26 protein-coding genes are annotated in these 26,312 nt (G+C 67.6%); 17 read left to right on the top strand and 9 right to left on the bottom strand.

The features are described from left to right. The first annotated feature begins 56 nt into the window (after positions 1-56). On the top strand, positions 57-494 hold the full coding sequence (locus ASD34_RS15000) for a DUF2141 domain-containing protein (RefSeq protein WP_056578875.1): 438 nt from the start codon (positions 57-59) through the stop codon (positions 492-494). Between the two features lie 10 nt (positions 495-504). Further along, positions 505-2,007 (top strand): carotenoid oxygenase family protein, encoded by a 1,503-nt coding sequence (locus ASD34_RS14995; protein WP_056578872.1) that lies wholly within the window; start codon positions 505-507, stop codon positions 2,005-2,007. Between the two features lie 138 nt (positions 2,008-2,145). Here ASD34_RS14995 and ASD34_RS14990 read toward each other — a convergent pair whose 3' ends face one another. Continuing rightward, positions 2,146-3,048, bottom strand: a complete 903-nt coding sequence (locus tag ASD34_RS14990; protein WP_056578869.1) for a LysR family transcriptional regulator — start codon at positions 3,046-3,048, stop codon at positions 2,146-2,148. Between the two features lie 110 nt (positions 3,049-3,158). Here ASD34_RS14990 and gcl point away from each other — a divergent pair, with 110 nt between their 5' ends. From gcl to ASD34_RS14975, 3 genes are read left to right on the top strand one after another with little or no spacing between them, the layout of a single operon-like run. Beyond that, a complete protein-coding gene (gene gcl, locus ASD34_RS14985) occupies positions 3,159-4,952 on the top strand; it encodes a glyoxylate carboligase (protein ID WP_056578865.1) in 1,794 nt (597 codons plus the stop codon). A 17-nt stretch (positions 4,953-4,969) separates the two neighbouring features. Continuing rightward, the gene (hyi, locus tag ASD34_RS14980; protein ID WP_056578862.1) at positions 4,970-5,755 is read left to right on the top strand and encodes a hydroxypyruvate isomerase; all 786 of its coding nucleotides are present in this window, start codon (positions 4,970-4,972) and stop codon (positions 5,753-5,755) included. A 23-nt stretch (positions 5,756-5,778) separates the two neighbouring features. After that, the gene (locus tag ASD34_RS14975) at positions 5,779-6,696 is read left to right on the top strand and encodes a 2-hydroxy-3-oxopropionate reductase (protein ID WP_056578858.1); all 918 of its coding nucleotides are present in this window, start codon (positions 5,779-5,781) and stop codon (positions 6,694-6,696) included. Between the two features lie 98 nt (positions 6,697-6,794). Here the strand turns inward: ASD34_RS14975 and ASD34_RS14970 are convergent, their stop codons facing one another. Further along, positions 6,795-8,132, bottom strand: a complete 1,338-nt coding sequence (locus ASD34_RS14970) for an NAD(P)/FAD-dependent oxidoreductase (protein WP_056578855.1) — start codon at positions 8,130-8,132, stop codon at positions 6,795-6,797. Between the two features lie 219 nt (positions 8,133-8,351). Between ASD34_RS14970 and ASD34_RS14965 the strand changes: the two genes are divergently transcribed. The 9 genes from ASD34_RS14965 to ASD34_RS14925 all read left to right on the top strand — a co-directional run bounded on the left by ASD34_RS14965 (position 8,352) and on the right by ASD34_RS14925 (position 18,168). After that, entirely contained in the window at positions 8,352-10,652 is a 2,301-nt protein-coding gene (locus tag ASD34_RS14965) for an NADP-dependent malic enzyme (protein WP_056578851.1), read from the top strand. A 307-nt stretch (positions 10,653-10,959) separates the two neighbouring features. Next, positions 10,960-11,874 (top strand): dihydrodipicolinate synthase family protein, encoded by a 915-nt coding sequence (locus ASD34_RS14960; protein WP_056578848.1) that lies wholly within the window; start codon positions 10,960-10,962, stop codon positions 11,872-11,874. 36 nt (positions 11,875-11,910) lie between these two features. Next, positions 11,911-12,528 (top strand): TRAP transporter small permease, encoded by a 618-nt coding sequence (locus tag ASD34_RS14955; RefSeq protein ID WP_056578845.1) that lies wholly within the window; start codon positions 11,911-11,913, stop codon positions 12,526-12,528. Between the two features lies 1 nt (position 12,529). Next, on the top strand, positions 12,530-13,795 hold the full coding sequence (locus ASD34_RS14950; RefSeq protein ID WP_056578841.1) for a TRAP transporter large permease: 1,266 nt from the start codon (positions 12,530-12,532) through the stop codon (positions 13,793-13,795). 53 nt (positions 13,796-13,848) lie between these two features. After that, complete coding sequence (locus ASD34_RS14945) at positions 13,849-14,847, top strand: TRAP transporter substrate-binding protein (RefSeq protein ID WP_056578838.1); 999 nt, start codon at positions 13,849-13,851, stop codon at positions 14,845-14,847. A 154-nt stretch (positions 14,848-15,001) separates the two neighbouring features. Further along, the gene (locus ASD34_RS14940) at positions 15,002-16,036 is read left to right on the top strand and encodes an ABC transporter substrate-binding protein (protein ID WP_056578835.1); all 1,035 of its coding nucleotides are present in this window, start codon (positions 15,002-15,004) and stop codon (positions 16,034-16,036) included. Further along, positions 16,036-16,899 (top strand): ABC transporter ATP-binding protein, encoded by an 864-nt coding sequence (locus tag ASD34_RS14935; protein ID WP_056578831.1) that lies wholly within the window; start codon positions 16,036-16,038, stop codon positions 16,897-16,899. The genes ASD34_RS14940 and ASD34_RS14935 overlap by 1 nt, the downstream gene beginning before the upstream one ends. Positions 16,900-16,909: 10 nt before the next feature. Next, complete coding sequence (locus ASD34_RS14930) at positions 16,910-17,680, top strand: ABC transporter permease (RefSeq protein WP_056578828.1); 771 nt, start codon at positions 16,910-16,912, stop codon at positions 17,678-17,680. A gap of 11 nt (positions 17,681-17,691) precedes the next feature. Beyond that, on the top strand, positions 17,692-18,168 hold the full coding sequence (locus ASD34_RS14925; RefSeq protein WP_056578825.1) for a nucleoside deaminase: 477 nt from the start codon (positions 17,692-17,694) through the stop codon (positions 18,166-18,168). Between the two features lie 70 nt (positions 18,169-18,238). On the opposite strand, the gene ASD34_RS14920 is transcribed toward ASD34_RS14925, so the two are convergent. The 3 genes from ASD34_RS14920 to ASD34_RS14910 form a co-directional block, all read right to left on the bottom strand. After that, positions 18,239-18,460 (bottom strand): oxidoreductase-like domain-containing protein, encoded by a 222-nt coding sequence (locus ASD34_RS14920; protein WP_056578822.1) that lies wholly within the window; start codon positions 18,458-18,460, stop codon positions 18,239-18,241. Positions 18,461-18,476: 16 nt separating this feature from the next. After that, the gene (locus ASD34_RS14915) at positions 18,477-19,829 is read right to left on the bottom strand and encodes a sensor histidine kinase (RefSeq protein ID WP_056578819.1); all 1,353 of its coding nucleotides are present in this window, start codon (positions 19,827-19,829) and stop codon (positions 18,477-18,479) included. A gap of 61 nt (positions 19,830-19,890) precedes the next feature. After that, positions 19,891-20,571 (bottom strand): response regulator transcription factor, encoded by a 681-nt coding sequence (locus ASD34_RS14910; protein ID WP_056578816.1) that lies wholly within the window; start codon positions 20,569-20,571, stop codon positions 19,891-19,893. A gap of 158 nt (positions 20,572-20,729) precedes the next feature. On the opposite strand from ASD34_RS14910, the gene ASD34_RS14905 reads away from it, so the two are divergent. Then, positions 20,730-21,383, top strand: coding sequence for a phosphatase PAP2 family protein (locus ASD34_RS14905; RefSeq protein WP_235510076.1), 654 nt, complete (start codon positions 20,730-20,732; stop codon positions 21,381-21,383). Positions 21,384-21,393: 10 nt separating this feature from the next. Here ASD34_RS14905 and lpxO read toward each other — a convergent pair whose 3' ends face one another. Then, positions 21,394-22,290: a lipid A hydroxylase LpxO gene (gene lpxO / locus ASD34_RS14900; RefSeq protein WP_056578810.1), complete on the bottom strand. Its 897-nt coding sequence runs from the start codon at positions 22,288-22,290 to the stop codon at positions 21,394-21,396. Between the two features lie 252 nt (positions 22,291-22,542). Further along, positions 22,543-23,418, bottom strand: a complete 876-nt coding sequence (locus ASD34_RS14895) for an NAD(P)-dependent oxidoreductase (protein ID WP_056578807.1) — start codon at positions 23,416-23,418, stop codon at positions 22,543-22,545. Positions 23,419-23,542: 124 nt separating this feature from the next. Here ASD34_RS14895 and ASD34_RS14890 point away from each other — a divergent pair, with 124 nt between their 5' ends. Beyond that, on the top strand, positions 23,543-23,896 hold the full coding sequence (locus ASD34_RS14890) for a winged helix-turn-helix transcriptional regulator (protein ID WP_056578804.1): 354 nt from the start codon (positions 23,543-23,545) through the stop codon (positions 23,894-23,896). Between the two features lie 13 nt (positions 23,897-23,909). Here ASD34_RS14890 and ASD34_RS14885 read toward each other — a convergent pair whose 3' ends face one another. Both ASD34_RS14885 and ASD34_RS14880 read right to left on the bottom strand, forming a co-directional pair. Continuing rightward, positions 23,910-24,311 carry an OsmC family protein gene (locus ASD34_RS14885; RefSeq protein ID WP_056578800.1) on the bottom strand — a complete coding sequence of 134 codons (402 nt, stop codon included), beginning with the start codon at positions 24,309-24,311 and terminating at the stop codon, positions 23,910-23,912. Positions 24,312-24,387: 76 nt separating this feature from the next. After that, positions 24,388-24,855 carry a winged helix-turn-helix transcriptional regulator gene (locus ASD34_RS14880; protein WP_056578796.1) on the bottom strand — a complete coding sequence of 156 codons (468 nt, stop codon included), beginning with the start codon at positions 24,853-24,855 and terminating at the stop codon, positions 24,388-24,390. Between the two features lie 128 nt (positions 24,856-24,983). Between ASD34_RS14880 and ASD34_RS14875 the strand changes: the two genes are divergently transcribed. Next, positions 24,984-26,288: a D-amino acid dehydrogenase gene (locus ASD34_RS14875; protein ID WP_056578793.1), complete on the top strand. Its 1,305-nt coding sequence runs from the start codon at positions 24,984-24,986 to the stop codon at positions 26,286-26,288. Positions 26,289-26,312 lie beyond the last annotated feature (24 nt).

Below are 26,312 nucleotides of genomic sequence, written 5' to 3'. Positions count from 1 at the left end.
GGCGCCGCCCGGCGACTGCGGGATCGTCGGGCCCTCCACCCACCACGAGGCCTGCCATGCACTTTCCCGCTTTGCTCTTCCGCCCCGCCGCGCGCGCCCTGCTCACCGCCGCCGCGCTCGCCCCGCTCGGCGCCCTGGCCGCCGACCTGAACCTGCGCATCGCCGACGGCCCGGCCGCCGGCGCCACGCTCTACGTCGCGCTGTACACCGACGCTGCCGGCTACGCCGACAGCAAGGCCGTCGCTTCGCAGACCGCGCCGTTGCGCGAAGGCAAGGCGCGCTTCGTCTTCACCGACCTGGCACCGGGGCGCTACGCGCTGCGCGTGTTCGCCGACGAGAACGGCAACGGCAAGCTCGACACCAACCTCATGGGCATGCCGATCGAACGCTACGGCTTCTCGAACGACGCCAAGGGCAACCGCGGCGCCCCGGACTTCGAGGCCGCAGCCTTGCGCGTCGATGCCGACGCGCAGGCCGTCATCCACCTGCGCTGAGGAGCACGCCATGGAACGACGCGAACTCCTGCGCCTGCTGGCCACGGCCGGCGCCCTGCCCCTCTTCAGCCCGCTGGCGCGTGCCGCGGGCACCTCCGACGACAACTGGCAAGCCCAGTTCGAAGCCGCCGACGCGCCGTGGAAGATCGGCTTCGCCACGCCCTCGAACGACCTGCCCCTGACCCGCGCCACCGTGCGCGGGCGCTTTCCCGACGCCGTGGCCGGCACGCTGTTTCGCATCGGCCCGGCCGGCCACGACCTGGGCGGCGAGCGCTACCACCACTGGTTCGACGGCGACGGCATGGTGCACCGCTTCGTGATCGAAGGCGCCGACGTGCAGCACCAGGGCCGCTACGTCACCACGCCCAAGCGCGTGGCCGAAGTGAAGGCCGGCCGCCACCTCACCGAGGCCTTCGGCACCATGCCGCCGGGCATCGAGCCGCCCACCTCGGCCGACGCCATCAACGTCGCCAACACCAGCGTGCTGCCGATGCAGGGCGAGGTGCTCGCGCTGTGGGAGGGCGGCTCGGCCACGCGCATCGATGCGCGCACGCTCGACACGCTGGGCGTGAAGACCTGGCGCGCCGACCTCGCGGGCATGCCCTTCTCGGCGCACCCCAAGGTCGACCCGGACGGCACGGTATGGAACTTCGGCGTGAGCTCGGGCCAGAGCCTGCTGGCGCTGTACGAGATCGCGCCCGGCGGCGCGCTGCGCCGCGCAGCCGTCGTGCCGGTGCCCGAGCTGCCGATGGTCCACGACTTCGCCGTGACCGCGCGGCACCTGGTGTTCCTCATGCCGCCGCTGGTGTACGACAGCAAGCGCAAGGAGGCCGGCGCGAGCTTTCTCGACGCCCACGTCTGGCGGCCCGAACTCGGCATGCGCGCGCTGGTGGTCGACAAGCAGGACTGGGACAAGCGCCAGCTGCTCGCGCTGCCGGCCGGCTTCCTGTTCCACGTCGGCAATGCGTGGGAAGAAGACACGCCGCGCGACGCGCGCATCCACATCGACTACGTGCGCACGCAGAGCGCCGAGTCGGTGTTCACGAGCAACCGCGAGGTGATGCGCGCGCGCCGCGTGCGCCGCAACGAGCCGCGCCTGACCGTCGCCACGCTCGACCTGGGCACCGGCAAGGCCACACAGCGCGAACTGCCGCTGGAAGCCGAGTTCCCCCGCATCGACCCGCGCCGCGTTGGCCTGCGCCATCGCCAGGTCGTGCATGCCACGCAGACGCGCGCCGACGTGCCCGGCTTCGGCGCTGTCGCGCGCACCGACATCGAGACCGGACGCAGCCAGCGCTTCAGCTACGGCGCGCAGGCCATCGCCGAGGAACACGTCTTCGTGCCCGACGGCACCAAACCCGGCTGGGTGTTGGGCACGGCGCTGGATTTCTCCCAGCAGCGGACGGTGTTGTCGTGCTTTGCGGCCGATCACCTGGCAGCAGGGCCGGTGGCGCAAGCGACATTGCCTTACGCGCTGCCACTGGGTCTGCACGGCGCCTTCGTGAAGGCCTGACGTTCACCCACAGCGTGCCCTCGTGCGCAGGGCATTGGGTGCTCCCCGCAGCGAAATAAAGGAGGAGGGGCGCAGCCCCGGGGGACATTCGCGGAGGGGAGTACCCGATGTCCTGTGCACGCGCCCCGAACAAACGGCTCAGGCGTCCCACCAGCCTTCATCAAACTGCCCCTGCAGAAAGGCCACGAACCCCGACACTTTCCCCGGCACCAGCTTCGGCGAAGGAAACACCGCGTGAATCTCCTGCTCAGGCAGCGCATGGTCGCCCAGCACGGTATTCACCTTTCCAGCAGCCAGCGACTCGCTCGCCACATAGCGCGGCATCAGCGCAATGCCCAGCCCGTCACGCGCCGCGGCCAGCACCGCCGACAGGTTGTTGGAGCGAAAACGCCCCGACACCGGCACCGTCACCGGATCGCCCTTGGGCGTGTGCATGCGCCAGAACTCGTCGCCCACCACGCTGCTGTAGATCAGCGCCACGTGTGCGCTCAGGTCCTGCGCGCGCTTCGGCGTGCCGTGTTTTTTCAGGTACGCCGGCGAAGCCACCATGACCCACGGGTTCGCGCCGAGATAACGCGCGCCCAGTGACGAATCGGCCAGCTTGCCCATGCGGATCGCCACGTCGATGCCCTGCGCAATGAGGTCCACGTAGCGGTCCTCGAAGCTCAGGTCGAGCTGCACCTGCGGATGTCGGCGCATGTATTCGAGCGCCAGCGGCACCACCACGCGCCGCCCGAAAGCCACCGACGTGCCCACGCGCAGCAGGCCCTGCGCCTGGTTCTGGCGCAGCTGCACGATGCTGTCGGCCTCTTCGGCGTCGCGCACGATGGTCTTGCACTTCTCGTAGTACAGCGCGCCCGGCTCCGTGAGGCTCACGCCGCGCGTGTTGCGGTTGAGCAGCCGCACCTTCAGCCGCGCCTCGGTGGCCGCGACCTGCTTGGTCACGGTGGGCTGCGTGGTGTTGAACTCGCGCGCCGCCTTCGAGAAGCTGCCGGTCTCGACCACGCGCACAAACATTTCCATTGCCAGCAATCTGTCCATGGCCGGATGGTAGCCAGTTATTCCATGGTGGAATAGGTTTTATGGTCCCCAGCCGTCTTCTTGGAATGCGCCCTGCTTCCTACAGTGAGGCCACCTCAAGGAGACTTTCAATGGCAAAGATGACAGCGGTCCAGGCCGCAGTTCTGGTGATGGAAAAAGAAGGCGTGACGCAGGCCTTCGGCGTGCCCGGCGCGGCGATCAACCCGCTGTACTCTGCGATGCGCCAGCGCGGCAGCATCTCGCACATTCTGGCGCGCCACGTCGAGGGCGCCTCGCACATGGCCGAGGGCTACACCCGCGCCATCGCCGGCAACATCGGCGTGTGCATCGGCACCTCGGGCCCGGCGGGCACCGACATGATCACGGGCCTGTACTCGGCCTGGGCCGACTCCATTCCCATCCTTTGCATCACCGGCCAGGCGCCACGCGCCCGCCTGTACAAGGAAGACTTCCAGGCGGTCGACATCGAGTCGATCTCCAAGCCCGTCACCAAGTGGTCGGTCACCGTGCGCGAACCCGGCCAGGTGCCGCAGGTGTTCCAGCAGGCCTTCCACCTCATGCGCTCGGGCCGCCCGGGCCCCGTGCTGATCGACCTGCCCTTCGACGTGCAGATGGCGCAGATCGAGTTCGACATCGACGCCTACGAACCGCTCAAGGCCTACAAGCCGGCCGCCACGCGCGCCCAGGCCGAGAAGGCCGTCGCCATGCTCAACGCGGCCGAGCGCCCGCTGATCGTGGCCGGCGGCGGCATCATCAATGCCGACGCCTCCGACCTGCTCGTGCGCTTTGCCGAAGCCACCGGCGTGCCGGTGATCCCCACGCTCATGGGCTGGGGCGCCATTCCCGACGACCATCCCCTCATGGCCGGCATGTGCGGCCTGCAGACCAGCCACCGCTACGGCAACGCGACGATGCTCGCGAGCGACTTCGTGCTCGGCATCGGCAACCGCTGGGCCAACCGCCACACCGGCTCGGTCGACGTCTACACCAAGGGTCGCACCTTCGTGCACGTGGACATCGAGCCCACGCAGATCGGCCGCGTGTTCACGCCCGACTTCGGCATCGTCTCCGACGCCAAGGCCGCGCTCGAGCTCTTCGTCGAAGTGGCCGAGGAAATGAAGGCCGCCGGCAAGCTCACCGACCGTGGCGCCTGGGCCGGCGAGTGCCGCGAGCGCAAGAAGACCTTGCTGCGCAAGACCAACTTCGACTCGGTGCCGATGAAGCCGCAGCGCGTGTACCAGTGCATGAACAACCACCTGGAACGCGACACCTGCTACGTGAGCACCATCGGCCTGTCGCAGATCGCAGCGGCGCAGTTCCTGCACGTGTACAACCCGCGCCACTGGATCAACTGCGGCCAGGCCGGCCCGCTGGGCTGGACCATTCCCGCCGCGCTGGGCGTGCGCGCCGCCGACCCGACGCGCAAGATCGTCGCGCTCTCGGGCGACTACGACTTCCAGTTCATGATCGAAGAGCTGGCCGTGGGCGCGCAGTTCAAGCTGCCCTACCTGCACATCGTGGTCAACAACTCCTACCTCGGCCTGATCCGCCAGTCGCAGCGCGGCTTCGAGATGGACTACTGCGTGCAGCTGGCATTCGACAACATCAATGCACCGGCCGACGCCGGCATCGAAGGCAGCTACGGCGTCGATCATCTCAAGGTGGTCGAGGGCCTGGGCTGCAAGGCGATCCGCGTGCACAAGCAGGAAGAGATGGCGCCCGCCATCGCCCGCGCCGAAGCGCTCATGGCCGAGTTCCAGGTGCCGGTCGTCATCGAGGTGATGCTGGAGCGCGTGACCAACATCGCGATGGGCACCGAGATCGACGCCATCAACGAATTCGAACCACTCGCCGAAAGCACGGCCGACGCACCCACGGCCCTCGCGGTGGCGATGCTGGACTGACCGAGGAGACAAGAAACATGCCCAAGTTCGCAGCCAACCTGACGATGCTCTTCACCGAGCTGCCCTTCATGCAGCGCTTCGAGGCGGCCGCCAAGGCCGGCTTCGAGGCGGTGGAGTACCTCTTCCCCTACCCCTTCGAGAAGAAGGAACTCACAGCCGCCCTGCGCGCCAACGGCCTGCAGCAGGTGCTGCACAACCTGCCGGCCGGCGACTGGGACAAGGGCGAGCGCGGCATCGCCTGCCACCCGGAGCGCACCGGCGAGTTCCGCGAAGGCATCGCCGTCGCCATCGACTACGCCACGGCGCTGGGCTGCCCGCAGCTCAATTGCCTGGTCGGCAAGGTGCCGGCCGGCGTGAGCACCGACGCGGCCCACAAGACCGTGGTCGAGAACCTGCGCCTGGCAGCGCGCGAGCTCGAAGCCGCGGGCCTGCGCCTGCTGATCGAGCCGATCAACACCTTCGACATCCCCGGCTTCTTTCTCACGCGCACCGACCAGGCGCTGGCGCTGATCGACGAGGTGGGCTCGGCCAACCTGCGCGTGCAGTACGACATCTACCACGCGCAGCGCATGGAAGGCGAGCTGGGCAACACGCTCACGAAGCAGCTGGCGCGCATCGGCCACATCCAGCTGGCCGACAACCCGGGCCGCGGCGAGCCGGGCACGGGCGAGATCAACTACCCGTGGCTGTTCCAGCACATCGATGCGCTGGGTTACGACGGCTGGATCGGCTGCGAATACAAGCCCCGCGCCACCACTGTCGAAGGCCTGGGCTGGCGCGAAGCCCTCACGAAGAAGCAATGAACGTTCACGAAGGAAACACAGACATGACCACCGCAGCAACTGCACAAAAAATCGGATTCATCGGCCTGGGCATCATGGGCGCTCCCATGGCGGGCCACCTGCTCGACGCAGGCCACGAGCTCTTCGTGAACACGCACGGCAACACGCCGGAGCCCTTCGTCTCGAAGGCCACCATCTGCGGCTCGGCCGCCGAAGTGGCGCGCAAGGCCGACATCGTCTTCATCATGGTGCCCGACACCCCGGACGTAGAGAAGGTGCTGTTCGGCGCCCCCGGCGCGGAAGGCGTGGCCGACGGCCTGAAGGGTTCGCAGGGCAAGATCGTGGTGGACTGCAGCTCCATCGATCCGATCGCCACCAAGGAATTCGCGCGCCGCATCGTCGCGCTGGGCGCCGGCTACATCGATGCGCCGGTGTCGGGCGGCGAAGTGGGCGCCAAGGCCGCGAGCCTGACGATCATGTGCGGCGGCGACGAAGGCACCTTCGGCCGCGTGAAGCCGCTGCTCGACAAGATGGGCAAGAACGTCACGCTGGTGGGCGGCGCGGGCGACGGCCAGGTCTGCAAGGTGGCCAACCAGATCATCGTGGCGTTGAACATCGCGGCCGTGAGCGAGGCGCTGGTGTTCGCCTCGAAGGCCGGCGCCGACCCGGCCAAGGTGCGCCAGGCGCTGATGGGCGGCTTCGCCAGTTCGCGCATTCTGGAAGTGCACGGCGAACGCATGATCAAGCGCACCTTCGCGCCGGGCTTCCGCATCGCACTGCACCAGAAGGACCTGAACCTCGCGATGCAGAGCGCCCGTTCGCTGGGCGTGGCGCTGCCGCAGACCGCGAACGCGGCGCAGCTGATGAATGCCTGCGCGGCGATGGGCTATGGCCAGCTGGACCACTCGGCGCTGGTGAAGGCGCTTGAGGCGCTGGCACAGCACACGGTGACCCCGGATTGACCAGCAAACACCGAGGAGCCGGCTTTGCCGGGCCTCAGGTGTTGCCCCCGGTAGGGGGTTGGCGAAGCGACACGACGTGCGCGCAGCCTGGGGGCAAGCTAAGTTTTTGCCGTTTCCAGAGACTCTTTCAGATTGCGCCGGCGCCATGCCCAGGTCTTCACGGCCTGCGGCAGGATGCCGAGGCACGACGCGTAGTACGTCACCTTGAAGCCCCAGAAGCGCGGCCCGATGGGCGTGTTGCGGAACAGGTCGCCGGCCAGGATGGACAAGAGCGCCTCCTGCATGCGCCAGATGTTGCGCGGCGCCATGAACAGGCGGCGGATGGCGGGCGAGGTGATGCGGTAGATGAACCACGAGAACATCTTCGGGCCGTGCTTCATCACCTTCTCGTAATGCCGGAAGGCCTTCTCGGCCTCCTTCGCCTCGCCCTTGAGCCAGTGGTCGGCGCAGGTCGCGGCCTCGAAGCCGCTGTTCATCGCCAGGTACACGCCCGACGAGAACATCGGGTCGACGAAGGCATAGGCGTCGCCCACCATCATGAAGCGGTCGCCACGGCAGAACCTGGAGTCGTAGGCGTAGTTGCCGGTGGAAGTGGCGCCTTCCATCAGCGTGGCGTTCTTCAGCCGCGCGGCCAGCTTGGGCGCCAGCGCGATGGTTTCCATGAGGAACTCTTCGAGCGAGCCCTTGCGGCGCTTGAAGTACGCCGGCGAGGCCACGGCGCCGACGCTCACGGTGCCGTCCTTCAGCGGGATGTACCAGAACCAGCCATGGTCGAACCAGAACAGCGAGATGTTGCCCTCGAAGCGGCCCGGCCGGCGCTCGGCGTTGGCGAAGTGGCCGTACAGCGCCGCGCTCGCATGCTTGCGGTTGCGCTGCTTGGCATCGAACTGGTTCGACAGCAGCGTGTCGCGCCCGCTGGCGTCGATCACGAAGCGCGGGCGCCATTCGGTCTCGGTGCCGTCGTCGGCCTTGACCTTCACGAGCGGGCGGTTGTCGGGCGTGCCCTTGCCCGCGTCCATGTCGACGCCCGTGACGCGCCGGCCCTCGAAGGTGCGCGCGCCGCGCTTGCCGGCATGGCGGAACAGCAGCTCGTCGAACTCCGAGCGGCGCACGTGCACCGCATAGGGAAAGCTCTTGTCCATCGCCTGGCCGAAGTCGAAATGGCTGCTGTGGTCGTGCCAGGGCGAGACGAACTCGGCGCCGTGCTTGCGCAGGCCGATGGCCTCGACCTCGGTGCGCACGCCGAGCCGGTCGAACAGCGGCATGTTCATCGGCAGCAAGGATTCGCCGATGTGAAAGCGCGGATGCTGCGCCTTCTCGAGCAGCACCACGTCGTGGCCCTTGTCTGCGAGCAAGGCGGCCACCGTGGAGCCCGACGGGCCTCCGCCGATGACCACGACGTCCGGCTCGGTGCCGGTGAAAGGTCCGGGTGTCATGCGATGTCCCTCCGTGTTGTTCTGTGGTTGTGGACGATGGTTCGCCGCACCGCCCGTGCGGCACGGATTTGCCCCCCGAAAACGGGGGTGTTGAAGTTTAGCGAGTCGGCGGCCCTTCCATTCCGGCGGAAGATGGAAGGTCTCGTCGTTCCCCCCGAGAGAAGAGGCCGCGCTTTTGCGGTAGCCTCATTGCCCGCCAGAACCTAGGAGACTTTTCAAATGGCTGCATCCCTGTCCCCCGCTGAAGAAGCACTTCGAGAAGCAGCGCGCGAATACCACCGCTCGCCCGTCAAGGGCAAGATCTCGATCACCCCCACCAAGCCCCTGCTGAACCAGCGCGACCTGTCGCTGGCGTATTCGCCGGGCGTGGCCTACCCCTGCCTCGACATCGCGGAAGATCCCGCGCTCGCGGCCGAATACACCGCCCGCGGCAACCTCGTGGGCGTCATCACCAACGGCACCGCCGTGCTGGGCCTGGGCAACATCGGCCCGCTGGCCTCCAAGCCCGTGATGGAAGGCAAAGGCTGCCTGTTCAAGAAATTCGCAGGCATCGACGTCTTCGACATCGAACTGGCCGAGAACGACCCCGACAAGCTGGTCGACATCATCGCGGCGCTGGAGCCCACGCTGGGCGGCATCAATCTCGAGGACATCAAGGCGCCCGAGTGCTTCTACATCGAGAAGAAGCTGCGCGAGCGCATGAACATCCCGGTGTTCCACGACGACCAGCACGGCACGGCCATCATTTCGGCCGCGGCGCTGCTCAATGGCCTGGAACTGGTCGGCAAGAAGATCGAGGACGTGAAGATCGCCGTCTCGGGCGCGGGCGCCGCCGCCATCGCCTGCCTGGACGTGATGGTCGGCCTGGGCGCCAAGCCCGCCAACATCTACGCCTGCGACTCCAAGGGCCTCATCTACATGGGCCGCGCGGGCGGCTTCGACGAATCGAAGGCCCGCTACGCCCAGAAGGACACCGGCGCGCGCACCCTGGCCGACGTGGTGAAGGACGCCGACGTGTTCCTGGGCTGCTCGGCTCCCGGCGTGATGAGCGCCGAGATGGTCAAGACCATGGGCACGCAGCCGATCATCCTGGCGCTAGCCAACCCCGAGCCCGAGATCCGCCCCGAGCTGGCCAAGGCCGTGCGGCCCGACTGCATCATCGCCACGGGCCGTTCGGACTACCCGAACCAGGTCAACAACGTGCTGTGCTTCCCCTACATCTTCCGTGGCGCGCTCGACTGCGGCGCGAGCAAGATCACGGAAGAAATGAAGCTGGCCTGCGTGCGCGAGATCGCCGACCTCACCAAGGCCGACATCAGCGAGGAAGTGGCCACCGCCTACGCCGGCCAGGAGCTGGCCTTCGGCCCCGACTACATCATTCCGAAGCCCTTCGATTCGCGCCTGATCCTGCGCATCGCGCCGGCCGTGGCCAAGGCGGCCGCCGCCTCGGGTGTGGCCACGCGCCCCATCGAGGACATGGAGGCCTACCGCCAGCACCTGACGCGCTTCGTCTACCAGACCGGCATGTTCATGCGCCCGGTGTTCAGCGCCGCCAAGGTGGCCACCGCCAAGCGCGTGGCGTACGCCGAGGGCGAGGACGAGCGCGTGCTGCGCGCCGCCCAGTGGGCCGTCGACGAAGGCCTGGCCAAGCCCATCCTGGTGGGCCGCCCGGCCGTGATCGAGGCACGCATCCAGAAGGCCGGCCTGCACATCCGCCCCGGCACCGACTTCGAGATCGTGAACCCCGAGGACGATCCGCGCTTTCGCACCTACTGGGAGAGCTTCCACAAGCTCATGGGCCGCCGCGGCGTGACGCCCGAGGCCGCCAAGACCATGGTGCGCCGCTCCAACACCACCATCGCCGCGCTGATGCTGCACCTGGGCGACGCCGACGCGATGATCTGCGGCCTGGTCGGGCGCTTCGACGTGCACCTGGAACACATCCGCAACCTGATCGGCCTGAAGCGCGGCGCGCCCGGCTTTGCGACGCTGAACGCGCTCACGCTCGACAAGCGCACCGTCTTCATCACCGACACCAACGTGAACGAAGACCCGAGCGCCGAACTGCTGGCGAGCATCGCGGTGATGGCGGCAGAGGAAGTGCGCCGCTTCGGCCTGCCGCCGAAGGTGGCCTTCCTCTCGCACTCGAACTACGGCACCTCCAGCCGCGGCTCGGCGCGCAAGATGCGCCTTGCACGCGACCTGTTCTCGCAGATGGCGCCCGACATCGAGTGCGACGGCGAGATGCACGGCGACGCCGCGCTGTCCGACGAGATCCGCCGCACCGCCCTGCCCGAGACCACGCTCACCGGCGAAGCCAACCTGCTGGTGTGCCCCAACCTCGACTCGGCGCACATCCTCTACAACGTGCTGAAGATGACCGGCGCGAACGGCATCACCGTGGGCCCGATCCTGCTGGGCGGCGCAAGCTCGGCCCACGTGCTCACGCCGTCCTCGACGGTGCGCCGCATCATCAACATGACGGCGCTGGCCGTGGCGAAGGTGAGCGTTCAGGACTGACCGAGCTGACCCAGGCCGCCGGCTCCGTCACGAGCCGCACGCCCCGCCGCGTTCACCGCAGCGGGGCTTTTTTTCGTCCGCTGCATCCCGAGGCGCGTCAGTGCGCAGGTGCGCCAACGCGGTGCTTGCGGGTGCCCGATCGCCCCTTTTCGAAGCGTCCAACCACCATTTCGTCTGGCACGCAATCTGCTAATACCCTGAGCAGATATTTCACATATCTTTCTAATATATTTAAAACCAAGCCTTCAGACCCTGGTTCCACCCGCTGCCCGCAGCGTCCTTTCCCTTCTTTTCGAGGTACACGTTCATGAGCAATCCCCGCTGGCAAGGCATCTTTCCCGCCATCACCACCAAGTTCCACGCCGACGAGAGCATCGACGCCGAGGGCACCGCCCGCCACATCGACTTCCAGATCCGCAACGGCATCCACGGCCTCGTCACCTGTGGCTCGCTCGGGGAAGCCAGCACGTTGACGCTCGAAGAAAAGCTGCAGGTCGCCAAGATCGCCCTGGAAGCCGCCGACGGACGCATCCCCGTGCTGGCCAACGTGTCGGAGACCAGCACCCGCGAAGCCCTGCGCTACGTGGACGGCGCCAACAAGCTGGGCGTGGCCGGCTACATGGTCATGCCTTCGGTGATCTACGTGGCCGACGCGCGCGAAGCGATGCTCAACGTACGCACCATCGCCAACGCAGCGCAGAAACCCATCATGGTCTACAACAACCCGGTGGCCTACCGCGTGGACCTGAAGCCCGAGCACATGGTCGAGCTGGCCGATTGCGAGTGGATCGCCGCCATCAAGGAGAGCACCGACAACATCCGCCGCATCACCGACCTGCGCAACACGGTGGGCGACCGCTACCAGCTGTTCCTGGGCGTGGACGACCTGGCTTACGAAGGCCTGGCGCTGGGCTGCGACGGCCTGCTGGCCGGCGTCGGCTGCGCGTTCCCGCGCGAGACGGTCGCGCTGTACGACCTGATGAAGGCGGGCAAGTTTGCCGAGGCGCTCAAGCTGTACCAGTGGATGACGCCGATGCTGCACCTGGACGTGTCGACCAAGCTGGTGCAGAACCTCAAGCTCATCGATGTGCTGGTCGGAGTGGGCACCGAGCACATGCGCCGCCCGCGCCTTCCGCTCATCGGCGAAGAGCGTGCCTTCATCGAGAAGGTCGTCGCCAAGGCACTGGCGACGCGGCCCACGCAATACCAGTCGGTGGCCTGAGTCTTTCGTGCGACGCACCCCAAGGCCCAGACCACCATGCAAGAAAACGCCTTGAAAGACAGCGGCGGCCTGTCCCGCCGCGTGCTCGACGCGTCGGACGTCGTCCTGCGCTGCGAGCGCCACCTGCTCAGCAGCCTGATGGGGTTGCTCATCGTGCTGGTGCTGCTGAACGTGGTCACGCGCTACGGCGGCTTTCCGATCTACTGGGTGGACGAGGCCTCGGTGTACTGCGTGGTCTGGCTGACCTTCATCGGTGCGTCGGCGATGACGCGGCTGCGGCTGGACTTTGCGGTGACGCTGCTCACCGACAAGCTCGGCGCCCGGGCCGTGCGCTTCGCCAAGGCCAGTGCCTCGGGCTGCGTGCTGCTGCTCGGCCTGGCCCTGCTCGCGATGTGCTGGCTGTGGATGGACCCGGCCGGCATCGTGCGCCACGGCTTCGACGCGAAGGAGTTCGCGGCCGAGAGCTTCAACTTTCTCTACACCGAGCGCACGCAGACGCTCGACTGGCCGACATGGCTGGTGCAGCTCATCCTGCCGATTTTCTCGCTCACCCTCAGCGTGCATGCGCTGGCCAACCTCCTCGAAGACCTCGGCCTGCAGCCCAAGCGCGCGCACGACGAGTTCCATGTCGCCAACGCGGACGCCGTGAACTGAAATGCTGACCTCTGCCTTTTTCCTGCTGATCATGCTGGTCGGCGTGCCGATCGGTGCCTGCCTGTGCCTGTCGGGCATCGTCTACATCCTCAACTCGGGCGACACGGTGCTGTTCCAGTCGTTCCCGGTGCAGATGTTCGGCGGCGTCGACAGCTACAGCCTCATCGCGATCCCGCTGTTCATCCTCATCGGCGAGATCATGAACGGCGGCGGCATCACGCGCCGGCTGGTCGACCTCGCGCTGGCCTTCATCGGCTCGGTGAAAGGGGGCCTCGCCTACGTGAACATCCTGGCGAACATGCTGGTGTCGTCGATCATCGGCTCGGCCACCGCGCAGGTGGCGATCATGAGCCAGATCATGGTGCCCGAGATGGAGAAGCAGGGCTACGACAAGACCTTCGCGGCCGGCATCACGGTGTACGGCGGCATGCTCGGCCCGATCATTCCGCCCTCGGTGATGTTCGTGGTGTACAGCGTGCTCGCGCAGGTGGCGGTGGGCGACATGCTCATCGCGGGGATCATCCCCGGCGTGATCCTCACGGTGCTGTTCTTCATCGTGATCGCCGGCCTGGGCGTGATCTACAACTACCCGCGCACCGAGAAGCGCACCGCCCGCCAGCGGCTGCACACGATCCTCACGGCCTGCCCGACGTTGCTCATTCCCATCGTGATCGTCGGCTCCATCCTCGGCGGGCTGGCGAACCCCACCGAATCGGCGGCGGTGGGCGCGGTGGCCGCGGTGCTGGTGGGGCGCTACGTGACCAAGGAATTCCGCTTCGCGATGATTCCGCAGATCCTGCTGAAGTCGGCGATCTACTCGGCGGTGGTGCTGTTCCTGGTGGCGGCCGCCGCGGTGTTCTCGTGGCTGCTGATCTACGGCAAGGTGCCGCAGGCCACCGCCGCCTGGATACAGACCGTGGCGAAAGACCCGATCGCCTTCCTGCTGCTGGTGAATGTGATCCTGCTGGTCATCGGCACCGTGATCGACGGCATTCCCGGTCTCATCATGACCGTGCCGATCCTGCTGCCCATTGCGACGGAAATCTACGGCATCGACCCGCGCCACTTCGGCGTGGTGGTGGTCATCAACCTCGTGCTCGGGCTGATGACGCCGCCGGTCGGGCTGAGCTTCTTCGTGGCCTCGGCGGTGACGGGTGCCAAGCCCGGAAAGATGTTCATCGTGACGCTGCCCTTCTTCCTGATCTGCTGCGCGGCGCTCGTGCTGCTGTCGCTGTTTCCGAGTCTTTCTCTCGCGCTCATCAAGTAAGCGCCGATCCGCGTTCTTTCCCGTTCTTTCATCTCACCCCACCGGAGCTACGCATGCCCCTCTCCCGCCGCCAGTTCGTCCAGGCCGCCGCCGGCACCGCCGCCGCATCGACCGCCCTCTTCGGCACCGTGTCGCGTGCCGCCGCCGCCAAGGAATTCCGCCTGGGCCTCATCACGCCCGCCGGGCACTCGTGGAACCGCGCCGCGGTGAGCTTTGGCGAGGCGCTGAAGAAGGCCACCGACGGCCGCCTGAGCGCCACGGTGTTCCACTCGGGCCAGCTCGGCAACGAGTCGGCCATGATGCAGCAGCTGCAGTCGGGCGCGCTCGACATGGGCTGGATCCAGGCGGCCGAACTCGGTTCGCGCGTGGCCAGCGTGGCGGCCATCAACGCGCCGTACCTCGTGCGCTCGACCACCAACGTCGCCTCGCTCGTGCGCACGCCCGTGGCGCTCAAGCTGCTGGACGTGCTGCCGCGCGAGACCGGCACCATCGGCCTGGGCTGGGGCATCACCGGCATGCGCGTGGTGTTCGCGACCAAGGACATCGCCTCGCCCACCGACCTGAAGGGCATGAAGCTGCGCATCAACCCCACGCCGGTGTACCGCGACTTCTACCAGCTGCTGGGCGCCGCGCCCACGCCCATTCCCACGCCGGGCGTGTTCGACGCGATGTCCAACGGCCAGGTCGACGGGCTCGAAGCCGACATCGAGTTCTCGTGGAACCAGCGCTTCGACCGCGTCTCGAAAACGCTGCTGCCGATGAACGCGCTGTTCATGCCCTTCGCGCCGCTGGTGTCGGGTCGCATCTGGCAGACGCTCGACGCGAAGGACAAGGCGCTCATCACCGACCTCGTGAAGCAGCAGCTCGACGCGCAGATCAAGGACATCGTCACCACCGAGCTGGGCCTGATCGACAAATTCAAGGCCAGCGGCATCGCGTTCAAGAGCGCCAGCAACTACAACCCCGCGCCGGTCATCGCCGAATTCGACAAGGCCTGGCTGCCCAAGGCACCGCAGATCGCCGAGCTGCGCAAGATCGGCGCCGCGCTCTGACGGCGGCCCGAGGCCGCAATTCCCGGGCGCGGTGCACGCCGCACACGCCCTGGGCGCGCCGCGCACCTCGGTGATTCACCGGAAGGGTTCGCACCAATCGCGTGCGGGCACCGTTTTTGCTTGAATGCCGAAGCATTCACATTTCGGAACCTTCATGAACAAGCGCCACCTGCTCCAGTCCTTCCTCGCCGCCTCGGCCCTCAGCTTTGGCCTGTCTTCGGCCATGGCCCAGAGCCCGACGCCGATCAAGTTCCAGCTCGACTGGCGGTTCGAAGGACCGGCCGCGCTGTTCCTGCACCCCGCGGCCAAGGGCTACTTCAAGGCCGCCGGCCTGGACGTGACCATCGACGCCGGCAACGGCTCGGGCGGCACCGTGACGCGCGTGGCCTCGGGCGCCTACGACATGGGCTTTGCCGACCTGGCGGCGCTGATGGAGTTCCACGCCAACAACCCCGACAGCCCGAACAAGCCGGTGGCCGTGATGATGGTCTACAACAACACGCCGGCCTCGGTCATGGCGCTCAAGAAGAGCGGCATCACCAAGCCGGCCGACCTCGCCGGCAAGAAGCTCGGCGCACCCGTGTTCGACGCGGGCCGCCGCGCGTTCCCGATCTTCGCGAAGGCCAACAACGTGGGCGCCGTGAACTGGACCGCCATGGACCCGACACTGCGCGAAACCATGCTGGTGCGCGGCGACATCGACGCCATCACGGGCTTCACCTTCACCTCGCTGCTCAACCTGGAAGCGCGCGGCGCCAAGGCGGCCGACGTGGTGATCCTGCCCTACCCCGACTACGGCGTGAAGCTGTACGGCAACGTCATCATCGCCTCGCCCAAGCTGCTCAAGGACAACCCGGCGGCGGTGAAGAAGTTCCTCTCGGCCTTTGCCAAGGGCGCCAAGGAAGTCATCGCCAACCCGGCCATGGGCATCGAGTCGGTGAAGGCGCGCGACGGCATCATCGACAGCAAGCTCGAGACGCGCCGTCTGCAACTGGCCATCGACACCGTCATCAACAGTGCCGACGCGCGCAGCGAAGGCTTCGGCGCCGTCAACGCGGGCCGCATGTCGCTCATGGCTTCGCAGGTGTCCGACGCCTTCAACACCAAGACGCGCGTGAGCCCCGACGCCGTGTGGACCGCGGCCCTGCTCCCGCCCGCGGCCGAGCTCAGCGGAATCCTGCGCAAGTGATGGCGGCCGGCGCAACGACACCCGACGCGGCCGCCCCCTTCGTCGATTTCCAGGACGTCTGGCTCGCCTACAACGAAGAGCTGCTGCGCGCCAACCACTTCGCGGTCGAGGCCATCGACCTGAAGGTGACGCGCGGCGAGTTCATCGCCATCGTCGGCCCCTCGGGCTGCGGCAAGTCGACCTTCATGAAACTCACCACGGGTCTGAAGATGCCCTCGATGGGCAAGATCCGCATCGACGGCCAGCCCGTGACCGGGCCGCTGAAGATCTCGGGCATGGCCTTCCAGGCGCCCTCGCTGCTGCCGTGGCGCACCACGGTCGACAACGTGTTGCTGCCGCTGGAAATCGTCGAGCCCTACCGCTCGAACTTCAAGGCCAAACGCAAGGAGTACGTCGAACGCGCCCGCCGCCTGCTGCAGAAGGTGGGCCTGGGCGGCTACGAAGACAAGTTTCCGTGGCAGCTTTCGGGCGGCATGCAGCAGCGCGCGAGCATCTGCCGCGCGCTCATCCACGAGCCCAAGATGCTGCTGCTGGACGAGCCCTTCGGCGCGCTCGACGCGTTCACGCGCGAAGAGCTGTGGTGCATCCTGCGCGACCTGTGGACCGAACAGCAGTTCAACGTGATCCTGGTCACGCACGACCTGCGCGAGTCGGTGTTCCTGGCCGACACGGTGTACGTGATGAGCAAGAGCCCGGGCCGCTTCGTGGTGAAGCGCGAGATCGACCTGCCGCGCCCGCGCGAGCTGGCGCTGACCTACACCAAGGAGTTCACCGACATCGTGCTCGAACTGCGCAGCCACATCGGCGCCATCCGCGGCAACGCATCCACCTCCACCGCTGCTGCGGCGGCGGCAACGCACTGAGGAGGCGGCAATGAACAACAGCAAGCAACTCGAACGCTGGTCGCCCTGGCTGCTGCTCGTGGCGGTGATCGTGCTGTGGCAGGTGATCTGCGCGGGCTTCGGCGTGTCGGACTTCATCTTTCCGAGTCCGCTGCGCATCTGGGAGCAGTTCTGGGAGTTCAAGGCCATCATCGCGGGCCACGCGTGGCGCACCTACTGGGTCACGATGGCGGGCTTCGGCCTGGCGATCGTGGTGGGCGTGCTCATGGGCTTCGTGATCGGCAGCTCGCGCCTGGCCTATGCGGCGATCTACCCGCTCATGACCGCCTTCAACGCGCTGCCCAAGGCGGCCTTCGTGCCCATCCTCGTCGTGTGGTTCGGCATCGGCATCGGACCGGCGATCCTCACGGCGTTCCTGATCAGTTTCTTCCCGATCATGGTGAACATCGCGACCGGCCTGGCCACGCTCGAGCCCGAGCTGGAAGACGTGCTGCGCGTGCTGGGCGCCAAGCGCTGGGACGTGCTCGTCAAGATCGGCCTGCCGCGCTCCATGCCTTACTTCTTCGGCTCGCTGAAGGTGGCGATCACGCTGGCGTTCGTCGGCACCACGGTGTCGGAGATGACGGCGGCCAACGAGGGCATCGGCTACCTGCTGATCTCGGCCGGCTCGGCCATGCAGATGGGCCTGGCCTTCGCGGGCCTGATGGTGGTGGGCGCGATGGCGATGGTCATGTACGAACTCTTCAGCCTGATCGAGAAGCACACCACCGGCTGGGCGCATCGCGGGTCGCAGAACCAATAAATAATGAGGGCATGACCCCCGAACAGATCACCCGCGCGCTGCGCCGCGCCGACGCCGTGGCGCGACGCGCCATGGCCATGGGCCGCCACCCCTTCGGCGCCGTGCTCGTCGCCCCCGACGGCGAGACCATCCTCGCCGAGCAGGGCAACATCGACACGGTGCATCACGCGGAGGCCACGCTCGCGCGCCATGCGGCGCAGAACTGGCCGTCCGCGTACCTGTGGCAGTGCACGCTGGTGACCACCTTCGAGCCCTGCGCCATGTGCGCGGGCACGAGCTACTGGGCGAACATCGGGCGCGTGGTGTACGGCGCGGAAGAATCCGCCTTGCTCGCGCTCACCGGCGACCACCCCGAGAACCCGACGCTGAGCCTGCCCTGCCGCGAGGTCTTCGCGCGCGGACAGAAACCCGTGGAGGTGATCGGCCCGGTGCCCAAAATGGCCGACGAGATGATCGCCACGCACCGGGGGTTCTGGGAATCGCGCTAGTGGGGCCCCACGGCGCGTTCGCGCCTTGCCTGGAACGCTCGTCGGTTTCCGCGACCGACGCGACGCCTCTTCAGCCCAGCAGCAACGACGCCTCATCCCGCCAATAGGCCACCGCCGCCAGCCACCCTTCCCACACGCACCCGTTGCAGCCGCGCCCGCAGCAGGTGGTGGGCTCCGGCGGGGGCGCGCGCATCGCCACGCCTTCGGCATCGAGCATCGCCTGCACGCGCTCGATCAGCGCCTGCGCGCCGGCAAGGTTCGTGGGTTCGGGCAGCCGGTCGATGGCGTTCATGACAAGCGGCTTGTCTTCAGGCCTCGAGGTTCATCAGTTCGAGCCGCATCTTCGCGCCGCCCGATTCGCTCGAGCCGATGCTCAGCTGGCCGCGATGCAGCCGCGCCACCTCGGCCACGAGGTGCAGGCCCAGCCCGGCGCCGCGCCCGCGCGGCACGAGCCGGTGGAACGGCGCGACCACGCGCTCGCGGTCGGCCTCGGGGATGCCGGGGCCCGAGTCGCGCACCTCGATGCACGAAGGCTCGCACAGCCGCACCTGGATGTCGCAGCCCGGACCGCCGTGCTCGATGGCGTTCTGGATCAGGTTGGTGAGCGCGCGTTCCAGCGAGGGCGCATCGCCGCGCACCGTGAGCGGCTGCGGCGCATCGACCGACAGCGTGCAGCGGCTGCGGATGGCGAGCGGCGCGATGTCGGCCGCCACGCGCTCGCACAGCGACTTCAACTCCACCTGCTGGTCCAGCGACAGGCCGTGGTCCAGCCGCTGCAGGTCGAGCAGCTGCTCGGCCAGCGTGGCCAGCCGCGCCGAGGCCTGCATGAGCTTCATCTTCAGCAGGTCGTTGGGCAGGCCTTCGAGATGGATCTGCAGCGTGGTGATGGGCGTGCGCAGCTCGTGCGCGGCGTCGGCCAGAAAGCGCTCCTGCCGGTCGTAGCCTTCGTTGAGCCGGTCGAAGGCGCGGTTGACCGCATTGACCAGCGGACGGATCTCACTGGCCACGTTGGCCAGCGGCAGGCGCGTGGTGCGCTCGTGCACGTCGATGCCTTCGGCATGCTCCGCCGTGGCCACCACGCCCTTCAGGCCGCGCTTCACCACGAAGGGGGTTGCCAGGATCACGCCCAGGCAGGTCACGAGCGCCATCGGCGCCACGAGGAACAGGAAGGCGATGCCGGTGCCCTTGAGCGTGTTCTCCAGCGTGAGCGGGCCGCCGGTCTGCGCCATGACGGCCACCGGGCCCGCGCGCGATTCGACGCGTTCGAAGCGGGCCTTGGGCCGCGTGCCATTGGGCTCGGGATCGACGGCCATGCGGTCGGTGCCGTCGAGCGCATCGAGCAGCCGCAGGTAGGCGGGCGGCACCTCGCCGTGGCGCAGCTGCGCGCCGTGGCTGTCGCGCACGATGAACCAGAACTGCGGATCGGCCTCCTGCAGCCGTCGCAACGCGCTCGTCGGCTCGGCCACGAGCTGGCCGTCGGCGTTGCGCATCAGCGCGCGCTGGATCGATGCCACCGTCTCCTGGCCGTTCTCGTCGACCACGCGGCCCAGCACCCAGGCCAGCCCGAGGAAGCCGCCCATCACGAGCAGGCCGACCACCACCTGCAAGAGGATGAGGCTCCAGATCAGCCGCCAGCGCAGCGACAGCAGGCTGAAGGTCATTGGAATGCCTTCGTGCTTCGCCCTGCGGCGCGAGCTTGCTTGGGACGCCCCGGCGCTGCGCTCATGCGGAGGAAGGCGTGCACATGAGGTAGCCCACGCCGCGGATCGCGTGGATCTCGACCCGCGCGCCGGCCTTGTCGAGCTTGGAGCGCAGGCGCGAGACGTGCGTGTCGAGCGCGTTCGACTGGATGTCGTCCTTGTGGCCGTACACGCGGTCTTGCAACGCCTCGCGCAGCACGGTGCGGCCGCGGTGTTCGAGCAGTGCCTCGAGCACCAGCAGTTCGCGCCGCGGCAGCATGAGGCAGGCCTCGCCGACATGCGCCTGCCGCGTGTGGTGGTCGAAGCGCAGTTGCCCGAGCGTCATGATGAAGTTGGCGCGCACCGCGGGGCGGCGTGCCAGTGCACGCACGCGCGCCAGCAGTTCGTCCATCGAGAAGGGCTTGGCCAGGTAGTCATCGGCACCGCCATCCAGGCTCAGCACACGCTCGGCCACGTCGGTCATGGCGGTGAGCACGAGCACCGCGCACGCGATGTGGTTCTGCGCCAGGAACGCAACAAGCGAGAGGCCGTCGCCGTCGGGCAACCCGCGGTCGAGCACGACCACGTCGTAGGGCGCGCCGAGCGCAGCCTCCTCGGCTGCGCGCAGCGAGCTCGCCACATCGACCACCGCCTGGTTCTGGCGCAGCGCCGACGCGAGCGCCTGTGCCAGGTCGGCTTCGTCTTCGACAAGCAGGATTCTCATTGGGGGGATGGACAGGAACCGGACAGGCGGATGATTCTAGAGAGCCCTCGCACAGGCTCGCGCAATGTCCACGCAATGCAGGCGCCTAGGCTGTGGCGCTTCCCTCTCCTGAAAGCGCATCGGTGACGCCCCTCCGCCCGAACTCCGTCGCCCTCCCCGTGACGCCCTGGCACCTGGCGCTGGGGCAGCGGTTCGCCACGCTGTGGGTCGTGAAGATGATCGGCACCACGCTCGGCATCTCGGGTTTCTTCGTCCTGTACTTCTGGGTGATGCACCACCCGCCGTCGGTGCCGACGGTGATGCCGCTCACGGCCATCGACCACTGGGTGGGCGTGAATGACGAGGCGATGCTGCTGTATGGCTCACTGTGGTTCTACATCTCGCTCGCACCGGCCTTCACCCGGGACAAGGCCGAGCTTTGGGCCTGCGCACGCGGGGCCGCGCTCATGGCAGCCATCGGGCTGGCGGTGTTCTGGTGTTTTCCGACGGTGGTGCCGCGCTTCGCGATCGACTGGTCGCACTACCCGGCGCTGCAGTTCCTCAAGAGCGCCGATGCGGGCGGCAATGCCTTTCCGTCGCTGCATGTGGCCTTCGCCGTGTTCGCGGCCGTGTGGCTCGGCCGCCAGCTGCGCAGCGTGCAGGCGCCCGCGTGGACGCAATGGGCGAATGGGTTGTGGGCCGTGGGGATCGTCTACTCGACGCTGGCCACGCGCCAGCACGTGCTGCTCGACGTGCTTGGCGGTGTGCTGCTGGCGGGGGTGATGTGCTGGCGCCGCGCGCCGCGTGCCCGCTTGGTGCTGGCCGAGGCGTGAGCGCCGTCGGTTACCAGAAGATCCAGAGGGCGAGGCCGCCGAAGATCGTCCACTTGACCAGGTAGTACGCGCGCTTGTCCCAGGCCTTCAGGCGCTTGCCGATCACGCGGATCTGGTAGATGTACTTGAAGGCGCGGTTCAGGCCCCCCGTCTTGTCGCCCGCATCGTTGGGCGAGGCGGCGGCGGCCAGCAGGTTCTTCGCGAACCAGCGGTTCACGGCGCTGGCCCAGCGGAACTTCAGCGGGCGCTCGATGTCGCAGAACAGGATCACGCGGTCGTGGTCGGTGGTGTTCTCGGCGTAGTGGATGTAGGTTTCGTCGAACACCACGGCCTCGCCGTCGCGCCAGTGGTAGCGCTGGCCGTCCACGTCGATGTAGCAGCCCTCGACGCCCGGCGTCCACAGGCCCAGGTGGTAGCGCAGCGAACCTGCAAAGGGGTCGCGGTGGCGCACGAGGCGGCTGCCCGGGGGCAGCTCGGCGAACATCGCGGCCTTGATGGTGCCGATGCCTTTCAGCAGTTCGGTGGTGCGCGGGCACAGCACGGCCGCCGAGGGATGCGCATCGTCGTACCACTTCAGGTAGAAGCGCTTCCAGCCGCTCTTGAAGAAGGAGTTGAAGCCCACGTCATTGAACTGGCTCGAGGCCTTGATGCTGCCGCCGTTGCGCATGGCGAGCGCTTCTTCGCGAATGACTTCCCAGTTTTCCTCAAGGATGCGCATCTCGGGAAACTCTGCCGGCGACAGGTACGGCGTGCCGGGCACCTTCGAGAAAAGGTACATGAAGACGTTCAGCGGCGCCAGGAAGGTCGAGTGATCAGAGAGCTGTCTGAAGAACTTGTGCCGGACCTGGCCGCGGAAGTGAACGTAGAGTGCGCTGAGCACGAAGATGGCAAGAATGACCCACTTCATTGGTGAAAGTGTCCTGTAGACGAGCGCCGGGGGAACCGGCTAGTGTAAATCGTTGCCCCGGAACAGGCCCGGTCGGGGCCTTTTCCCCTGGGCTCAGGCGCCCACGAGCAAGGGCTGCGGCAGGTCGGCCTGCGCCAGCGGCAGCGCACCCTGGCCCGCAAGCCCCGCCCGGGACCTCGCCCAGCACGAGCGACAGCATCGCGGGCAGCGCATGGGTGGCCACCGCGTCGCTGCGCGCCCCGGGGCGCGCGCCTATTGCCGCAGCAGCTTGATCAACGCCGCGAGTTCCTCGCCACCGAGCCCCGCCGCATCGGCGCGCCGAAACAGGCCTGCGGCGAAGGCCGGGAACTCGGTGTTGATGCCCGCCTCTTGCGCGGTCTGCAGGATGCGCTGCGTGGCCTCGACCGAAATGCGCATCGGGCTCTGCGTGATCGCGAAGTCGCCCGACTGGATGACCGCGCCCTCGTGCTGAAGAAAGCCCGCGAAGGTCGGCATGATGCCTGCCACGATGCGGCCGTATTCGGCCACGTCGAAGCCTTCGTGCTCGGCGATGCGGGCGCCGTGCATGAAACCGAGCAGCGTGCCGTAAATGCTGGAGAGCGTGGCGAGGTCCATGGCCGCGGCCGCGCTGGCCTTTTCACCCAGGTAGACGATGCCGCCGGCCAGCACCTTCAGGAAGGGCTCGGCCTCGGCGAACACGGCCTGCGCGCCCGACACCAGCAGCGGCGTGTCGGGCCGGCCCATCTGGTCCGGCGCGGCCTGGATCGCGCCTTCGAGGTACGCGGCGCCATGGCGGTGGGCCCAGGCTTCGGCCTCGCGCGCATCCTTCGGGCTGCCAGTGGTGAGCTGCGCGAGCAGGCGGCCGTCCATGGCGGCGGCCACGCCGTCCATCGCGAAGATCGCGTCGGCGGCGCGGTAGTCGTACACGCACATCACGGCCATGCGGCTCGCGCGCAGTGCCTCGGCCGCGCTGCGCGCCAGCACGGCGCCCCGGGCGACCAGCGCGTCGGCCTTGTCGGCCGAGCGGTTCCACAGCGTGACCTTGCAGCCCTGGTCGAGAAAGAGCCGCGCGATGACGGCGCCCATGGCGCCCAGGCCCAGAACCGAAACTTCCTTCTTGTTGCTCATGGCAATCCGATGCAGTGGTTGATGACGCCTGCATCGTAGGAATTACACTTCCGTGTGGTCAAGTACCTACGATAAAGCAAGGTACTTACCAAATTGGAAGTATTGGAACTGCAAGGAGCAACGGATGGCAGCGAGGAAGCCCTACAACTGCGGCATCGGCCCCGCGTTCGAGGTCATCGGCGGCAAGTGGAAAGCCGTCATCCTGTGGGAGCTGCATCTGCAGCCCTACCGCTTCGGCGAGCTGAAGCGGCTGCTGGCCGAGGTCAGCGAGAAGATGCTGATCCAGCAGCTGCGCGAGATGGAAACCGACGGCCTCGTGCACCGCGAGGTGTTCCATGAAGTGCCGCCGCGCGTGGTCTATTCCGAGACGAAACTCGGCGCCACGCTCAACGCGGCACTCGCGCCGCTGGCCGATTGGGGCGACCGCTACGCCAAGCGCGTGGAGGCGGCGCGCAAGCTGGCCGAAGCGGCGAAGTAAGAAGGCTGCGGGCTCAGTCTGCCCAGCCGGTTTCGATTTCTGTCTTCACCTCGGTCATGAGCTTGTGGATCGGGCACTTGCCCGCCACGCGCAGCAGTTCGTCGCGCTGCGCGTCCGTCAGATCGCCGGTCAGGCGCAGGCCCGACTTCAGGCGGTAGACGCCCTTGCGCTCCTCGCTGTCGTCGCGGTCGACGACGACCTCGATGTCTTCCACCGGAATGCCCTTGCGACGCGCATAGAGCAGCACAGTGAGCGCCTTGCAGGCCGCGAGGGACGCGTCGTACAGGTCGTGCGGCTCGGCACCGCCGTCGCTGCCGCCGCCCGCGGGCGAGGCATCGACCGGGATCTCGTGGTTGCGGATCTTGAGGATGTGGCGCGTGCCGGTGGTGCCGTCGCGGCGGATCGAAATACTCATGCCGGTTTCCTTTGGGGCGAGATGAAAAGAGGATTCGGGGCGCGAACCGATGGTAGCCACGGCGCCTGGGCGGCCCTCACCGGTCCACCGCCAGCATCAGCGTTTCCTTGATCTCTTCCATCACCACGTAGCTATGCGACTCGGCCGCCACCGGCAGCTTCTTGAGGATGTCGCCCAGCAGGTGCCGGTACTCGCTCATGCCGCTCAGGCGCGCCTTCACGAGGTAGTCGAAGCTGCCCGACACCAGGTGGCATTCGAGCACCTCGGGCATGTGAAGCAGCTCCTGCTTGACCTTGTCGAACACGTCGCCCGACTTGGCCGACAGCTTGATCTCCACGAACACCAGCAGCGTCTTGCCCAGCGCCTCGGGCGACACGTGCGCGTGGTAGCCGGTGATGACGCCGTCGCGCTCCATGCGCTTCACGCGCTCGGCGCAGGGCGAGGCCGACAGGCCGATGCGCTCGGCCAGTTCGGTCATGGCGATGCGGCCCTGGCGCTGCAGCAGGTCGAGGATCTTGCGGTCGATTCGGTCGAGTTCGGGCATTTCACTTCGCGCAGGGTTCTGAGTCGCTTTCGGCAGTGATTTTCACCGCGAAATTCCCAAAAACAATGAAATCCACTTCATTGTGGACCTTAGATTCACATCATTCCACTCAGATACGCGAATACACCATGAAAGTCATCGTTCTCGGCGGCGGCGTGATCGGCACCACCACGGCGTACTACCTCGCGCGCTCCGGCGCCGAGGTGACCTTGCTCGACCGGCAGGCCGGTGCGGCCGAGGAAACGAGCTTCGGCAACGCCGGCCAGGTGTCGCCCGGCTACTCCACGCCGTGGGCCGCGCCCGGCATTCCGCTGAAGGCGCTCAAGTGGATGTTCCAGAAGCACGCGCCGCTGTCGATCCGCCCCGACGGCACGCTGTTCCAGCTGCGCTGGATGGCGGCCATGCTGCGCAACTGCTCGCCCGAGCGCTATGCGGTCAACAAGGAACGCATGATGCGCGTGGCCGAATACAGCCGCGGCTGCCTGCAGCAGCTGCGCGCCGACACCGGCCTGCAGTACGAGCACCGCACCGGCGGCACGCTGCAACTGTTCCGCACGCAGGCCCAGCTGGACGCGGTGCAGCGCGACATCGCCGTGCTCGAGGAATGTGGCGTGCCCTATGAACTGCTCGACCGCGACGCCCTGGCGCGCGTCGAGCCCGGCCTGGCCGGCGCGCGCGACCGCCTCACGGGCGGCCTGCGCCTGCCCAATGACGAAACCGGCGACTGCCACCTCTTCACACGCGGCCTCGCGGACATCGCACGCGGCCTGGGCGTGGACTTCCGCTTCGGCCAGACCATCGACGGCCTCGAAACCGACGGCGGCCGCATCACCGGCGTGCGCACCCGTGCCGGCAAGATCCTCACGGCCGACCGCTACGTGATGGCCTTCGGCAGCTACTCGCGCGCCGCCATCGCCTCGCTGGGCCTGGACATCCCCGTGTACCCGGTCAAGGGCTACTCGCTCACCGTGCCGCTGCTCGACGAATCGCTCGCGCCGCAATCGACCGTGCTCGACGAAACGTACAAGGTCGCCGTCACGCGCTTCGACAACCGCATCCGCGTGGGCGGCATGGCCGAGCTCGGCGGCTTCGACCTGCGCCTGAACCCGGCGCGGCGCGCCACTCTCGAGAAGGTCGTGACCGACCTGTTCCCGGGCGGCGACGTGCCAAACGCCAGCTTCTGGACCGGCCTGCGCCCGATGACGCCCGACAGCACGCCCATCGTCGGCGCCACGCGCTACCCCAACCTGTTCCTGAACACCGGCCACGGCACGCTGGGCTGGACCATGGCCTGCGGCTCGGGCAAGCTGGTTTCCGACCTCGTGACGGGCCAGCGGCCGGAGATTCGCACGGACGGTTTGGCGATGGACCGCTACACGCAGGATTCGTCGCGCGGCGCCTCGCGCCCGGCGCCCACAGCCGCCCACGCCTGAGGCGCGAGGCGAAAAGGGCCGCCG

The organism is Variovorax sp. Root473 (genome assembly GCF_001426505.1).
Classification (GTDB): domain Bacteria; phylum Pseudomonadota; class Gammaproteobacteria; order Burkholderiales; family Burkholderiaceae_C; genus Variovorax.
The sequence above is the reverse complement of the archived record's forward strand: the minus strand, read 5'-3'. Positions and strand labels throughout refer to the sequence as shown.

Coding starts and splice junctions, on each gene's coding strand:
- ASD34_RS15000 (WP_056578875.1), top strand. CDS start 57: ATGCACTTTCCCGCTTTGCTCTTCCGCCCCGCCGCGCGCGCCCTGCTC.
- ASD34_RS14895 (WP_056578807.1), bottom strand. CDS start 23,418: ATGAGCAACAAGAAGGAAGTTTCGGTTCTGGGCCTGGGCGCCATGGGC.
- ASD34_RS14975 (WP_056578858.1), top strand. CDS start 5,779: ATGACCACCGCAGCAACTGCACAAAAAATCGGATTCATCGGCCTGGGC.
- ASD34_RS14885 (WP_056578800.1), bottom strand. CDS start 24,311: ATGAGTATTTCGATCCGCCGCGACGGCACCACCGGCACGCGCCACATC.
- lpxO (WP_056578810.1), bottom strand. CDS start 22,290: ATGAAGTGGGTCATTCTTGCCATCTTCGTGCTCAGCGCACTCTACGTT.
- ASD34_RS14950 (WP_056578841.1), top strand. CDS start 12,530: ATGCTGACCTCTGCCTTTTTCCTGCTGATCATGCTGGTCGGCGTGCCG.
- ASD34_RS14935 (WP_056578831.1), top strand. CDS start 16,036: ATGGCGGCCGGCGCAACGACACCCGACGCGGCCGCCCCCTTCGTCGAT.
- ASD34_RS14925 (WP_056578825.1), top strand. CDS start 17,692: ATGACCCCCGAACAGATCACCCGCGCGCTGCGCCGCGCCGACGCCGTG.
- ASD34_RS14945 (WP_056578838.1), top strand. CDS start 13,849: ATGCCCCTCTCCCGCCGCCAGTTCGTCCAGGCCGCCGCCGGCACCGCC.
- ASD34_RS14890 (WP_056578804.1), top strand. CDS start 23,543: ATGGCAGCGAGGAAGCCCTACAACTGCGGCATCGGCCCCGCGTTCGAG.
- ASD34_RS14960 (WP_056578848.1), top strand. CDS start 10,960: ATGAGCAATCCCCGCTGGCAAGGCATCTTTCCCGCCATCACCACCAAG.
- ASD34_RS14970 (WP_056578855.1), bottom strand. CDS start 8,132: ATGACACCCGGACCTTTCACCGGCACCGAGCCGGACGTCGTGGTCATC.
- gcl (WP_056578865.1), top strand. CDS start 3,159: ATGGCAAAGATGACAGCGGTCCAGGCCGCAGTTCTGGTGATGGAAAAA.
- ASD34_RS14915 (WP_056578819.1), bottom strand. CDS start 19,829: ATGACCTTCAGCCTGCTGTCGCTGCGCTGGCGGCTGATCTGGAGCCTC.
- ASD34_RS14965 (WP_056578851.1), top strand. CDS start 8,352: ATGGCTGCATCCCTGTCCCCCGCTGAAGAAGCACTTCGAGAAGCAGCG.
- ASD34_RS14995 (WP_056578872.1), top strand. CDS start 505: ATGGAACGACGCGAACTCCTGCGCCTGCTGGCCACGGCCGGCGCCCTG.
- hyi (WP_056578862.1), top strand. CDS start 4,970: ATGCCCAAGTTCGCAGCCAACCTGACGATGCTCTTCACCGAGCTGCCC.
- ASD34_RS14990 (WP_056578869.1), bottom strand. CDS start 3,048: ATGGACAGATTGCTGGCAATGGAAATGTTTGTGCGCGTGGTCGAGACC.
- ASD34_RS14880 (WP_056578796.1), bottom strand. CDS start 24,855: ATGCCCGAACTCGACCGAATCGACCGCAAGATCCTCGACCTGCTGCAG.
- ASD34_RS14930 (WP_056578828.1), top strand. CDS start 16,910: ATGAACAACAGCAAGCAACTCGAACGCTGGTCGCCCTGGCTGCTGCTC.
- ASD34_RS14955 (WP_056578845.1), top strand. CDS start 11,911: ATGCAAGAAAACGCCTTGAAAGACAGCGGCGGCCTGTCCCGCCGCGTG.
- ASD34_RS14910 (WP_056578816.1), bottom strand. CDS start 20,571: ATGAGAATCCTGCTTGTCGAAGACGAAGCCGACCTGGCACAGGCGCTC.
- ASD34_RS14875 (WP_056578793.1), top strand. CDS start 24,984: ATGAAAGTCATCGTTCTCGGCGGCGGCGTGATCGGCACCACCACGGCG.
- ASD34_RS14920 (WP_056578822.1), bottom strand. CDS start 18,460: ATGAACGCCATCGACCGGCTGCCCGAACCCACGAACCTTGCCGGCGCG.
- ASD34_RS14940 (WP_056578835.1), top strand. CDS start 15,002: ATGAACAAGCGCCACCTGCTCCAGTCCTTCCTCGCCGCCTCGGCCCTC.